At 46.8% G+C, this 12,384-nt stretch carries 13 protein-coding genes; 4 read left to right on the top strand and 9 right to left on the bottom strand.

What is annotated here, in order from left to right; genetic code table 11:
• Positions 1-17: 17 nt before the first annotated feature.
• The 4 genes from ACIFQN_RS29300 to codY all read right to left on the bottom strand — a co-directional run bounded on the left by ACIFQN_RS29300 (position 18) and on the right by codY (position 5,014).
• Positions 18-1,628 carry an ABC transporter substrate-binding protein gene (locus ACIFQN_RS29300; RefSeq protein WP_429836575.1) on the bottom strand — a complete coding sequence of 537 codons (1,611 nt, stop codon included), beginning with the start codon at positions 1,626-1,628 and terminating at the stop codon, positions 18-20.
• A 32-nt stretch (positions 1,629-1,660) separates the two neighbouring features.
• Entirely contained in the window at positions 1,661-2,533 is an 873-nt protein-coding gene (locus ACIFQN_RS29305; RefSeq protein ID WP_429836576.1) for a MurR/RpiR family transcriptional regulator, read from the bottom strand.
• Between the two features lie 7 nt (positions 2,534-2,540).
• The gene (locus ACIFQN_RS29310; protein WP_429836577.1) at positions 2,541-4,034 is read right to left on the bottom strand and encodes a M81 family metallopeptidase; all 1,494 of its coding nucleotides are present in this window, start codon (positions 4,032-4,034) and stop codon (positions 2,541-2,543) included.
• Positions 4,035-4,237: 203 nt separating this feature from the next.
• Positions 4,238-5,014 carry a GTP-sensing pleiotropic transcriptional regulator CodY gene (gene codY, locus ACIFQN_RS29315; RefSeq protein WP_429836578.1) on the bottom strand — a complete coding sequence of 259 codons (777 nt, stop codon included), beginning with the start codon at positions 5,012-5,014 and terminating at the stop codon, positions 4,238-4,240.
• 204 nt (positions 5,015-5,218) lie between these two features.
• On the opposite strand from codY, the gene ACIFQN_RS29320 reads away from it, so the two are divergent.
• A complete protein-coding gene (locus ACIFQN_RS29320; protein ID WP_429836579.1) occupies positions 5,219-5,311 on the top strand; it encodes a YjcZ family sporulation protein in 93 nt (30 codons plus the stop codon).
• 81 nt (positions 5,312-5,392) lie between these two features.
• Here ACIFQN_RS29320 and ACIFQN_RS29325 read toward each other — a convergent pair whose 3' ends face one another.
• The 5 genes from ACIFQN_RS29325 to ACIFQN_RS29345 form a co-directional block, all read right to left on the bottom strand.
• Positions 5,393-6,169, bottom strand: coding sequence for a sporulation protein (locus ACIFQN_RS29325; protein ID WP_429836580.1), 777 nt, complete (start codon positions 6,167-6,169; stop codon positions 5,393-5,395).
• A 48-nt stretch (positions 6,170-6,217) separates the two neighbouring features.
• The gene (locus ACIFQN_RS29330) at positions 6,218-6,757 is read right to left on the bottom strand and encodes a hypothetical protein (protein ID WP_429836581.1); all 540 of its coding nucleotides are present in this window, start codon (positions 6,755-6,757) and stop codon (positions 6,218-6,220) included.
• Complete coding sequence (locus tag ACIFQN_RS29335; protein ID WP_429836582.1) at positions 6,754-7,065, bottom strand: YtrH family sporulation protein; 312 nt, start codon at positions 7,063-7,065, stop codon at positions 6,754-6,756. The genes ACIFQN_RS29330 and ACIFQN_RS29335 overlap by 4 nt, the downstream gene beginning before the upstream one ends.
• 111 nt (positions 7,066-7,176) lie before the next feature.
• Complete coding sequence (locus tag ACIFQN_RS29340; RefSeq protein ID WP_429836583.1) at positions 7,177-7,401, bottom strand: hypothetical protein; 225 nt, start codon at positions 7,399-7,401, stop codon at positions 7,177-7,179.
• Positions 7,402-7,753: 352 nt separating this feature from the next.
• Complete coding sequence (locus ACIFQN_RS29345) at positions 7,754-8,659, bottom strand: LysR family transcriptional regulator (RefSeq protein ID WP_429836584.1); 906 nt, start codon at positions 8,657-8,659, stop codon at positions 7,754-7,756.
• A 122-nt stretch (positions 8,660-8,781) separates the two neighbouring features.
• On the opposite strand from ACIFQN_RS29345, the gene hutG reads away from it, so the two are divergent.
• The 3 genes from hutG (at position 8,782) to ACIFQN_RS29360 (ending at position 12,373) form a co-directional block, all read left to right on the top strand.
• On the top strand, positions 8,782-9,768 hold the full coding sequence (gene hutG, locus ACIFQN_RS29350; RefSeq protein ID WP_429836585.1) for a formimidoylglutamase: 987 nt from the start codon (positions 8,782-8,784) through the stop codon (positions 9,766-9,768).
• On the top strand, positions 9,752-10,939 hold the full coding sequence (gene gltS, locus ACIFQN_RS29355; RefSeq protein WP_429836586.1) for a sodium/glutamate symporter: 1,188 nt from the start codon (positions 9,752-9,754) through the stop codon (positions 10,937-10,939). Before hutG ends, gltS begins: the two co-directional genes overlap by 17 nt.
• Before the next feature lie 183 nt (positions 10,940-11,122).
• On the top strand, positions 11,123-12,373 hold the full coding sequence (locus ACIFQN_RS29360; RefSeq protein WP_429836587.1) for an MFS transporter: 1,251 nt from the start codon (positions 11,123-11,125) through the stop codon (positions 12,371-12,373).
• Positions 12,374-12,384 lie beyond the last annotated feature (11 nt).

Here is a 12,384-nt window from a genome sequence, read left to right on the forward strand (position 1 = left end):
ACCCACCTCTTTGTTGTTTATTTATCGAGTTTGACGTCATTTAGGACCATGTTTTGGGTGTACGGGTTGATAACAAAGCCTTTCACACCTTGTATAGCTGTTACCGTTTCATTAGCCCATAATGGTACCCACGGTGATTCATTCAGCATAATCTCCTGGGCTTCTTCATAAATTTTGATGCGCTCCTCATCATTCATCTCTGCACGCCCTTTATTCAAGAGATCATCCAGGTCTGGTCGCGTGAAGTACATCCGACTTGAGTAATTACTTTTTTCAAAGAGCAGATAGAAAATATCGGCGTCGTACCAACCGTAATACATCAGGGCCATATCATAGGACTTTTTGCTGATACGATCCTTGATCGTTGTTATTTCCTGAACTGTAATCTTCAAATCAATCCCCGCTTCTTTCAACTGACTCTGTAAAATCTGTACAGCACGTTGGAAGGAAGGTTCAGGGGAAACAAGTATTTCTACAGATAATGCTTTGCCGTCTTTGTCCACGATGCCGTCGCCATTGGTGTCTGTCCAGCCTGCATCTGCCAACAGCTTACGGGCTTGATCCAAATCCCGGGAATACATCTGCTTCGCCTTAGCCTCAATTTTGTCGCTGTAGCCAAAAATCGTTGGAGCGAGTGGGCCATAGACTGGTTTCCCAAAACCGTTAAGAGCCACTTTTACCAATGGATCACGATCGACAGAGAGCGCAACCGCCTTGCGCAGACGAACATCAGAGAAGAGAGGGTGCAGGTTATTAAAAGCAATATATTTAATCCCCAAATCCATCGTTTTTTTAATCTCTACTCCCGGCAGCCCTTGTAATTCTGCTACTGCATTTGCCGGTACGTCGTTCAAGACATGAATCGTACCTTTCTTGAACTCCATCATTCGGGTGTCGTCATCTTTCAAGAAACGGAACATCACATGGTCTACCTGCAACGGTCCTTTGTTGGTTACGTATTCTGGTCCCCAGTTGTAATCGGGATTTTTCTTGTAGGTCAGGGAAGCTCCCCGCTCTCGCTTTTCAAACATGACGGAGCCTGTTCCAGATGGATTGTCGCCGAAACCGTCCCCTAGTTCTTTCGCTTTCTTCGGGTCGATTGGAGAAATCATGCCGCTGATCACCACATTGATAAAAGGAGCAAACGGAGTACTGAAGTAAACTTTGAAGGTCTGCTCGTCTGTCGCCTCGACTTTTTCAATTGGACCGACGATCCCTTTTACCGGCGAGACTTCTAACATGCGGTCGAATGAGTCCTTGACCGCTGCTGCTGTTACTGCTTCTCCCGAGTGGAAACGAATGTCCTTGCGCAGCGTAAACGTCCAAACCTTGCCGTCTTCCGAAACCTCGTATTTCTCAGCCAGACCAGGAATGATTTTCCCTGTCATGTCACGTGTCAACAGTGGCTCATACAGCAGGGTGTTCGCGGGGCTCAGCCAGGTGGATTTATGTAAATCCAATGTATCGGGATCAACCAGAGCGGAAATCACCAAAGTATTTCCGCCCTTTGCTGTATCACTACCTGATTGCCCAGGATTGTTTGAGTTTTGCGAAGTGCATCCGGCTGCTACGACGGCTCCTGCCAGTAGCACGCTCAGCGCCCCTTTTTTCCACCCGTTCTTTTTCATTTCCTTTCTCCCCCTTTTATCTTGGGTATAGCTTATTTATCTGACGTATCTACAAACGGATAGATCTGTCGGCTTGTCTCCTCATACTCCTTGATTCGCTCTTGCACCTTTTCCCCATTTGCCGAAATGACACCGCTGACTAAAACATTCAGCATGGAAAAAATCGAGGCCATGCCTTTTATTGCTATCGGTGAAGGTGCGTATACCTTTAACACCTGATCGGCGATCGGTCCAAGCGGTGAAAGCTCATCATCGGTAATGGCCAATATCTTTGCTCCCTTATCCTTGGCTGCCTTGGCAAACAGGATCGTTTCACTAATATAGCGAGGGAAAGACAAGGCAATGACCAGCCAGTCCCGGTTGACTTGTGTGATCAGGTAATTGGCATCATCTACGGGACCGTTGTAGAGGTGTGCATTTCCTTTAATGATATTCAGATTAAAAGCGAGCCAATGGGCTGAAGCGTATGAGCTTCGAAACCCAACGACTACTATTTGCTTGGCGGCTAAAATGCTAGCCACTGCTTGCTGAAGCTGTTCATCACGCAGTTCCTCCAGTGTCTGCCTGATGTAGGCCACATCCTGCTCCATGCTAAAAGTAATCAGGTCATTGCGCCCTCGTATTTCTTCCGCGGCGGTTAGAAAACTGGTGATGGCATTATCTTTCGGAACTCTTTCTAAGAGGGAGCTGCGGATTTCATTCTGCAATTCGCTATACCCGGAATAAGATAGGGCGTATGAAAGCCGAATGATCGTGGTTTCGCTCGTTCCACTCAGGACCCCTACCACTTTGGCGGGATGGAGAGCTACCTCCTTTGGTTCGGCGAGAATGTATTTGGCGGCCAGCTTCTGCTGGTTCGTCAGTTCGGGAAAATGCTTGCGAATGCGTTCTTGTACGGTTTCCATCTGGGCTCTACTTCCTTGTCAGAATTTCTTTGAATGGGTCACTTACTTGATCTATCGGATAAATGGGTCGATTCGCTCGTTCGTATTGGAAAAAGCGAAAGTTCAGTGTGGTCAATCCAGGGGAGTCTACGGTGATCACCTTCGCACTGATTGGTTCAAAGGCAGCGCGGAAATGTGTGCTGGATTTTAATGCGACGATCTTGTATTGGGTTACATCAATTCCGTGGATCTGGAAGATTTGCTCATCCAGCACCTGCGACTTCACGGAGCAAACGACAACGTCCACGCCATCTATTTGTAAGCGGACAGAATTCCCATAGTCTACTCGTCCACCCTGCCCCATTGGGGTTGTAGCGATAAATTTGCCATCCGTCAAGCATTTTACGTAAGCGGTTGCAGAAATCGGCTCGCCGTGCAAATGATCGGTCTTTCCGCCAAGTTGTACCTCGATGGTGGCTCCTACTCCCGCTTGGTGAGCGAGCTGTACTACTTCCGGATCGTAAATAAACCCGAAGCACGCGTCTTTTAGTTTGGCATCCAGCATTGCCCGGAGCAAATAGGTACCATCTCCGGGTGTTCCGCCCCCTGGATTGTCGGAGGTCTCATTGATGACAACCGGCATCCCTTCCGTTTGCAAAGCCAGCTCGATTCCTTCTGCTGGTGTCGGCATGATTAGCGCGAAATCATCCCGTTTCTCCCAAACCTGCCTGGCAACGTCTTCACTGACTTTTTTGGCCAGCTCGCTATCATTGTCGGTAACAGCAAGAATGGCTACTCCCAGCTCTGGAATGTCCGTATATGGAAAGCCATGGAACAGAGCGCAATCAATGACTCCTTCTTTCTTTTCCCATGCCCAGCAAGCTTCGTTAATCTCTTTTGTGGGAGAATGATGGGTTGCCGATGTAGGGATGATGAGTGGCAGTCTTGTCAGATGCATGGTAGGCTTGCAATTTTCCTCCACCATTTTACGCGCGACGTCGATCGCTTCCATTCCCCGCTCATAACAGTCGACGTGCGGGTAGAGATGGACGCCTAGCAATGCATCTGCCTCTTTTACCATTTGGTCAGTCATGTTAGCATGTAGATCAAGTGTGACAACGAGGGGAATCTCGTAACCGACCAGTGCCCGAACGGCTGCTAACAGATCTCCCTCCAAATCGTCGACCTCTTCTGCGACTCCCGCTCCGTGAAGAGACAGGCAGATGGCATCCGCAGGTCCTGCGTCACGAATCGCATCCAGAAGCTCATTCTTCATCCGCAGATATGTTTCTTTTGTAATCGTTCCTGCCGGGTACGCAAAGGTGGAAAAAGTGGGCAAAAGCTCGATTCCCGTCTCTTCCGCACGATCAATCATCCCGCCGAGATAGTTTCTGACTCGCCTGTTACGATCCAGAATGGTTTCCTTGTGATCCCACTCCCATCTCTGAAACAAATCAAGGGTAGAAGGCACATTGGAAAAGGTGTTGGTTTCATGAACCACACCACCTATCATGATTTTCATCTCTATATCCTCCATATTCATCTGAAGTATACACTTTATTTTTTGAATTTTATGAAGTTTCAACCTTTGTGGACATTATATAGGCTAGATAACAGATGATCAATCGCTAAATCGTGAACTTTTTTTCATAAAGCTATACTTCTTGATTCACTAACCAAAGCCCTTCCTTTAGAAAGGAAGGGCTTGTTTTTTGCTATCGCTCTTTATGAGGATTTCCATTTTGCCAATTCAGATGGGAATTTGTCGTTGAGGACCTTAATATATGTACCTTTCATCCCCAATGAACGGGACTCCAGAACACCAGCACTCGCCAGCTTTCGCAGAGCATTCACAATCACAGAACGGGTAAGTCCAGCTTGGTCTGCCAATTGACTCGCTACCAGCAAGCCTTCGCGGGCATCGAGCTCTTCCATAATTTTTTCAATGGCAATCTGCTCGCTGTAAGACAATGAAGAGAGTGCAATTTTAGCAAAGGTTTTGTCACGTACTTCGTTTTCAATCTGTTCCGTACGTTGACGGACAATTTTCATGCCGATCACAGTGGCACCGATCTCTCCCAAAATCAGATCTTCCGTTTCAAACTGACCGTAGGCGCGCAATAGTACGAGTGTTCCTAAGCGGCTTCCCCCTGCATGGATTGGTACAACCGTTGTCATCATCTGCGGGAAGAGTGAGCTAAGCTCTTTTGGCACGAGGCTGTATGGACTTTGAATCGGTTCATTCGCAATCGTCTGTGTAACCTCCAGCAATTTTTGATGTACCCCTGTTTGAAGCTGACTCGACGGGCGTCCTTCGTCATTGAGTGCGATCTCCTGGTTCATACCGCTACCGAGAATCGATCCGTCTGCTGTGATGATGTATACGTTTGCTGAAATCACTTCTGACAAGAGCTTGGCCAGATCCTGGTAGCCGACACCGCTTCCTCCCATTGTTTTTTGCAGCATCATGTTAATTTTTCTCGTTTTTTCTAACAAATTCATAATGATTTCCTCCTTGGATTCTTATGCTCACAGTATTGTCAGAAAAATCCAGTCCCATACATGCAAATCAAAAAATTAGAAAGACACCTCATGGAGAGGAAAGGCTCTGCCAATTAAATGGGTGGGAGCCTGCACACCTAATCGGTGGTTGGCGACTATCATGTAGGGAGCTGCAGTGCATGTCACGAGTTAGGAGGAGATCACATGGGATTGTTTAACGGTGGGGGCTTCAGCGGGATTGCCCTTATTCTGGTGTTGTTTGTTCTGCTATCCATTGTCGGTGTATCTGACGACTAGAAAATAGCATTCCCCATATTCTATAAAATGGCATGTTGAAAGGCTGTCTGAGTACTCAACTCAGGCAGCCTTTTGACGAAATTACCGAATCTGTTGTTGAATGAGACTCTCGATTGAATTCGCAATAACACTCAGCGGCTTATTCAGATCTTCTGTAGATAGACGGAAACGTACAAATCGTTCATCCAAATTAAAGGCCTCTTCAAACGCCCCCATGAAACCACGCGCACGCTTATCCAGCTCCAGAAGCACCTCGACTTCTCCATCGCGCAAGTAAAAAACGGCTTCCAGCTCTTCCAAGCGTTTGCGAAGCGGACCTGTTGGACGGAATTCAAATTCTTGGACAAATGGATACGTTCGTCCCAGATAACGATTATATTCACAATCCACCTTGTATAATTGGAACCCGATTGATTGAATGGCGTCGAGCACCTTAGCCATTAGCGGATGAGGACGCACCTCGATGAAATCGGAATCACCCGGGTCAATCGCATTTTTAATATCCAATCCTGTACGAAGATAAACGGGCTGACGCCCCATTGTTAGTGGAGTCTCATATGGCAGCTGGAAAGAAAACGGCAGCACCTTATTTTCTTTTGGCTGTAAATGAAAACGCTCTGTCAGACGATACTTGACTAGCGTACACTCTTCCTTGACCTTTTTATCGTTCACTTCCCGCTCGTAATGAGTGACTACATACATGTAAATTTCGTCGATCTCCTGGGCCACGTCTCCACCGGTGATGTGTACTTCTCCTCTTACCACATCTCCGGGAATGAGGGATTCTTGTTCCAGTCGCGCGTCTACCTGCGACGATCCAATCCCAAGGCTGGCCAGCAATTTTTTGAACATCGACATCTCCCGCTTTCTCCTCAAATGTTGTCGCTAGCAGTCTTGCTTCAAGTCTTATGTAGGAATATACGACTCGATAAAAAGAAAGTTTCGCGCAACCTTTTTCAAAACGTCTTCTTTTTTTACCTCGGCCGTAACAAACACATGCAAGGTTTGGCTGATTACTACTGTCTTGATTCGGACTTCAACCATTGTACCATCCGAGAGCACGTATTCACGACGGCGAAGCATCTCATGCAAAACCTGATGGACATAAGCGACCTGCTCCACTTTTTTGCCCTTCAAGGAAGCCAGATCCTTCTCCAAGTGATCGACTACCTGCACTTCGATGGTCGGATGCAGCTTTTGCTCTCCAACCAATACCGATGCACGCACTTCCTTTATCACCAGATCTTGGTTCCTGCGGGATACCCGCTGATTTTCTTTCATGGACTGAAGCTCTTCATGCAGTTGTCTATTTTGCAGCTCCAGACTTTTATTGACCAATATCAACTCTTCCTTTTCCCGTCCGTATAAAAAGAGGATCGTCGTCGCGCCCAACAAAATCCCGATAAGCAAAAGAGCAACGTATCTTTTCCACAGGATCACGATCATGAACGCACCTGCACCAGCCACTGCACACAAATCGTTCCGATATGTGCACCCATAAAGGCAACGACGATCATCGCCAATTGCTTAACTACCGGCGAGAAATTCCCGAGCAAAATTTTCTCAATTTGCAAGAACGAATCAAACGACCCACCCAACGCTCCGACGATTCCAAAGATTTTAAGCTGATCTGCGAGCAGTTCCATGGAAAAAAGCGGTGGTTTATTGGTCAAAAAAGCACCTATTCCGCCACTGAGAGCCCCCCCAACTACGATGCCATAAGCGACAAAGAACGTCAGAATGATTTGTGCCATGTTGGAATCCATCCTCCCGACCAAGCAACATATGCTTATCCCTACGCTGCTTGTCTGGATTTTATGATGGCAAATAAAGCGGCATGCTTTTACCTCGCATGCCGCTTCGCGCTACTTACTTTTCCGTCCCATTTTTCGCAGCCGTTTCTGAATCCGGGGTGAATTCATTACCATGAGATCCATGAATAAATTAACCATGTTTGGATTGCGCAACATCTGGTTGAATACTTCGGGATTTTCCCTAAACCATTGCTCGTTTGCCCTAATCCATGCTTTAAACCCATCGTTTGACTTGTAATAGTTGTTCAAGCGGCGAACAGGTCGATATGCACTCATCTCAATCTATCCCTTCGTCAAAGAATATGGAGAGGAGAAAGATGATCACGATGATCCAGATCACCACTTCAAAGCCATCTTGGTTAAAAAAACCAAAACCTTTCATGTCTGATCCCCCCCTTCCCCCAGCATCGAGCCTTACCCCAGGCATACCGCCCATTCTTTACCGTTATCAGTAGGAAGTAACAAGCTTTTACCTATCACCCATCCGGTCCTGACCACTACTCTAGCCTCATCTATTGTTATATTATGACAAGCGAACAATTAGGTGAGCACTAGATTAATGAGAAAAAATATTAGAAAACCTGGCTGCGTCATGCTTTTTGCGGAGCCGTACGAAAAAGTCGATTCCTCACACCAGGGGAAATCGACTTTTTGTAGCAAAGCTTCTTCGAATATCTTCCAGGAAAGCTTGGACCGCGGGAGCCAGATAGCGATTTTTCATGAACGCTAAATAAACGGTCCTCTTCAACGCTGGTGAATCCATCGTTTTCCACACGAGTGATGCATCATTGGGTTCAGATAAGTAATTTTCGGGGATGATGGTAATTCCCAGATTTTCTCTTACTAAGGTTAAAGCTGTTTCAAACCGCTCAATTTCAAATTTAATATTCGGCGACACTTGCTCTAGGGAAAACGCCCGTAAAATATCTTCTCTTGTCTGAAAACCTTCCGTACTAATAATAAAAGGTTCACTCTCCAACTCTTTTAAAGCAACCGTTTCCTTCTGAGCCAAGGGGTGGTCCTTGTGCAGGACAAGTACAAGCCTTTCATCATACAAAGAGAGCAGCTCAATGTCTTCCTCGCAAATGTACTGGTTGGTTATGAGCATGTGCGTATGATATTTCCGCAATGATTCTTTCACAGCCCTGCCGCCTAGCACTTCTATCAGCTTAAAGTTTATAGAGGGAAAGCGCCCTTGGTACTCCCGAATCACTTTGGGAATCCAATACTTGACAGACTCGATGATTCCGATAATAAGCTCACCGTTGCCAGTCAGCCTCACTTCATCCATCTCTTTTTTCAGCATGTTCATATTCGATAAAAGCAGGATGGATTTCTCATACAAAATTTTACCAGCGTCCGTCAGTTCAATCTTCCGTGTATTTCGCTCAAGCAGAGGGGAGCCCACCTCACGCTCCAAATTTTTAATCGCGTTGCTTAATGAAGGCTGTGAGATATGCAGTTTTTGCGCGGCTTTGGAGTAGCTTAACTGATCACAAACCGTCACAAAATAGTGCAGTTGTTTGATGTCCACATAAATCCTCCCTCACCATTTATAGCTTCAAGCTATTAAATTATTTAAATTATATATTAGAAATAATAAGTTTGCCATTATATAATCGAAAAATAAATTATACTTCAAAACTTTTAGAAAGGATGAATAAATTGCCGACAAATGTTTCAGTTGATTTATGGACCGGCCGGACTGATCATACGGAAAGAAGAAGCAGCTTTCGTTACCATCAAATTGTGGACTTGGTTGACCTGGATACATGGACGGCTCCGTCTGACCAAACTTGTGCCATTATCGGGTTTGAATGTGAAGAAGGGGTTAGGCGGAATCAAGGCCGATTAGGTGCTGCAAAAGCTCCAAACGCAATTCGGCAAGCGCTTGCAAGCCTCCCCTGGAAGCTGGCGAGAGGCAAGAGCGTCGTCGATGTGGGGAATATCTCCTGTCAAAACGAAGAGCTCGAACAAGCCCAGGAGGCATTGGGTCATGCTGTCTCCCTCCTCTTTTCAAAATCGGTGACCCCCATCATTTTAGGCGGAGGACACGAAACCCTGTATGGTCATTACCTGGGTGTCCGCAATCATATCGGAAAGAATGCTTCTCTTGGAATCATCAACATCGACGCTCATTTCGATTTACGCTCCTACGAAAATCAGCCTTCATCAGGCACCATGTTCAAGCAAATTTTGGATCAGGATAAAAATAGTCATTATTTGGTGCTTGGCATTCAACGCTTCGGAAATACGCAGGAGCTCTTTGATACAGCGGACGAGCTTGGGGCCCGTTACATTTACGAAGAAGAGATGACGGATGGACGGATGGATGCAATCACTTCTACAATGAACGAATTCATAGAAAAACATGACCATGTCATGCTCACCCTTTGCACAGATGTCTTAAATGCAGCTTTTGCACCAGGAGTGAGTGCCCCGTCTCCATTTGGGTTAACACCAATGATTGTCCGGACCATCATCCGCACAGTTGCCTCTCATAAGAAAACGCTTTCTTTTGATATTTGTGAAGTGAATCCGGCTGTAGACGAAAACGGAAGAACCGTAAAATTAGGTGCTTACTTGACGAATGAAGCCATCGTGGCATTTTTAGGAGGAGACAACTATGACATTAGCACTTAATCAAGTAAATACGATTTTTCTAGCGGTTGCACTGCTCGTATTGGGAACCTATCTCGTGAAAAAAGCGGGATTTCTGCAAAAATTTTGTATTCCTGCTCCCGTAGTTGGCGGACTGCTGTTTGCGATCGTTGCCACGATCCTGAAAGCGACGGGTGTTTTGGAAATTACACTGGATACCTCGCTCCAAAGTCTGTTCATGCTCACATTCTTCACCACCGTAGGATTGGGTGCTAGCTTTAAGCTCATCAAGCTGGGCGGAAAGCTGCTCGTCATTTACTGGATCGCTTGCGGATTCTTGGCTTTGGCACAAAACGTAATCGGTGTTTCCATGGCCTCGCTATTCAATATTCATCCGCTGATCGGCATGATGGCAGGTGCAGTTTCCATGGAAGGCGGACATGGAGCGGCAGGCGCCTTTGGACAAACACTCGAAGACATGGGCATCAATTCAGCATTGTCTGTTGGGATCGCGGCAGCCACCTTTGGCCTCGTTGCCGGTGGCTTGGTTGGCGGTCCGACGGTAAAATACTTGATCTCCAAATACGATCTAAAGCCGACTGAAACAGAAGAAACCGTACAAAATGTGGAAGAAAAAGTACAACCGATTACGACGAATACCTTCTTCATCCAAGTACTGCTCATTACGTTCTGCATGGCGATAGGGACGTTTTTAGGCGGGCTGTTCTCGGATGCAACAGGCTTTGTCCTCCCTGGTTATGTAGGCGCCATGTTTGTAGCAGTAATCGTTCGCAACGTCGTAGATAAATTCAATCCAAAAGCGATTGATATGAAAAGCATCAACCTCATCAGTGACGTAACACTTGGCATTTTCCTGTCCATGGCACTCATGAGCATTAAATTATGGGAAGTAGCCGACCTGGCACTTCCAATGTTAGTGATTGTGTTTGTACAGGTGGTGTTTATCGTTCTGTTCGGAGCATTCGTTTTGTTCCGCTTGCTGGGCAAAAACTACGATGCCGCTGTGATGGTGGCAGGCTTTACCGGACATGGTCTGGGTGCTACACCGAATGCAATGGCGAATATGGCTGCAGTGACAGAGCGTTTTGGTCCTTCGCGTAAAGCGTATCTGGTCGTCCCCATTGTAGGTGCTTTCCTGATTGACGTGTTTGCCATGCCGATCATTATTACGACGATTAATTTGTTTAAATAAGAAGTTGAAGCAATCCCTTCGTGCTGGAAATATTCTGGCTGGAGGGATTTTTTTGTTCACCTAAATTGTCTGCATAGAGCCCATCCCTTTCCACTAATACTAATCGTGAAATAGACCGCGAGCGGTCACATCCCATTTCATGAAAATCGTCGAGACGTTTTTCACAGAACATAGGAGTCGATTATGGAAGTAAGCACGCGTTCACTTTGGCGTAACAAACCTTATTTGCTGCTATTGTTGCTTGTTTTCTTCATGCATCTGGCCTCTTATCTGGTCATTCCTGTGTTTCCTGTTTTCTTGCAAAAGGTCCGTTCTCTTCATCTTTCCCAAGTCGGACTCGTGCTTGGAGCAGGCAGTATTGCTTATCAAGTCGGCAGCTTGTTGGGAGGTCCTTTGTCTGATCGTCTGGGCAGACGCGCCATTATCGTACTAGGCTCTATGCTGCAAGGCAGTGCGATGCTTGGCTATCACTATAGCCTGTCGTTTGGCGTATTTCTCTTGTTTTCCTCGGTGAACGGCCTCGGACTCGGCTTGTTGGCTCCTACCATCAAAGCAATGATTGCCGACGAGGTTGCCTCCACACAGCGAACGGCTGCCTTTTCGTGGCGCGGAATTCTCGCTCACTCGGGGATCATCGTAGCGGGCTTAGTCATTACGTGGATGACCGCTTTGGGACAACAGCCTTTTTTAATAGCTGCGCTTGTATTTGCCATGTTGGCAGCCCTCACCTGGTTCAGTCTGCCCGATGATCGCTGCGTGGGACCCGATTGCAAACGAACCCCGCTCTCCGAGTACAAAAACATCCTGACCCATCGCAGCTTTCTATTGTTTTCCGTCATCACCTTGCTCATTTGGGCGCTCTACGCTCAGTTTGCGCTTATCTTGCCGCTCCGCGGAGAACACGTGCTGCATTCGGCCACCTTGATTGGTCTGATCTGGACGATCAACTCCATGAGTGTCGTCTTGATCCAAGGCTTTGTCTCCCGGTTTGTGCTTCAACGCATCAATCCTTATATTTCACTTGCCATCGGTACTACTCTTCTCGGTGCGGGGCTGACTGCAATGGGCTGGGCTGAACAATTTGTCACACTCAGTGCAGCGGCCATTTTGTTTATTTTGGGTGAAATGCTGTTCATGCCTGTACAAGACAGCCTCGTTACTCATTTTGCCAAAGAAGAGTGGCTTGGCGCCTACTTTGGCTTCTCCAACTTTGTATCGGGAATTGGCACGGCCATTGGGACCAGTATTGGCGGTGCGATGGTGGAAAGATTAGGAGGTGTAGGCAGTCCCTATCCTTGGATTGCTTATGGTGCAGTCACTCTATTTTTAGCAGCGATTCTCGGTCTGTTTGCCATCTACGCGATCGCTCGTCATAAAAACCCCGCAATGACCCAAGCAAAAGCAGGGTCAGGCAGAAAAGAAGGCGCGACGTAAACTGTTACCAG

The organism is Brevibacillus sp. NRS-1366 (genome assembly GCF_050467985.1).

Coding starts and splice junctions, on each gene's coding strand:
- ACIFQN_RS29300 (WP_429836575.1), bottom strand. CDS start 1,628: ATGAAAAAGAACGGGTGGAAAAAAGGGGCGCTGAGCGTGCTACTGGCA.
- ACIFQN_RS29305 (WP_429836576.1), bottom strand. CDS start 2,533: ATGGAAACCGTACAAGAACGCATTCGCAAGCATTTTCCCGAACTGACG.
- ACIFQN_RS29310 (WP_429836577.1), bottom strand. CDS start 4,034: ATGAAAATCATGATAGGTGGTGTGGTTCATGAAACCAACACCTTTTCC.
- codY (WP_429836578.1), bottom strand. CDS start 5,014: ATGAATTTGTTAGAAAAAACGAGAAAAATTAACATGATGCTGCAAAAA.
- ACIFQN_RS29320 (WP_429836579.1), top strand. CDS start 5,219: ATGGGATTGTTTAACGGTGGGGGCTTCAGCGGGATTGCCCTTATTCTG.
- ACIFQN_RS29325 (WP_429836580.1), bottom strand. CDS start 6,169: ATGTCGATGTTCAAAAAATTGCTGGCCAGCCTTGGGATTGGATCGTCG.
- ACIFQN_RS29330 (WP_429836581.1), bottom strand. CDS start 6,757: ATGATCGTGATCCTGTGGAAAAGATACGTTGCTCTTTTGCTTATCGGG.
- ACIFQN_RS29335 (WP_429836582.1), bottom strand. CDS start 7,065: ATGGCACAAATCATTCTGACGTTCTTTGTCGCTTATGGCATCGTAGTT.
- ACIFQN_RS29340 (WP_429836583.1), bottom strand. CDS start 7,401: ATGAGTGCATATCGACCTGTTCGCCGCTTGAACAACTATTACAAGTCA.
- hutG (WP_429836585.1), top strand. CDS start 8,782: ATGAATAAATTGCCGACAAATGTTTCAGTTGATTTATGGACCGGCCGG.
- gltS (WP_429836586.1), top strand. CDS start 9,752: ATGACATTAGCACTTAATCAAGTAAATACGATTTTTCTAGCGGTTGCA.
- ACIFQN_RS29360 (WP_429836587.1), top strand. CDS start 11,123: ATGGAAGTAAGCACGCGTTCACTTTGGCGTAACAAACCTTATTTGCTG.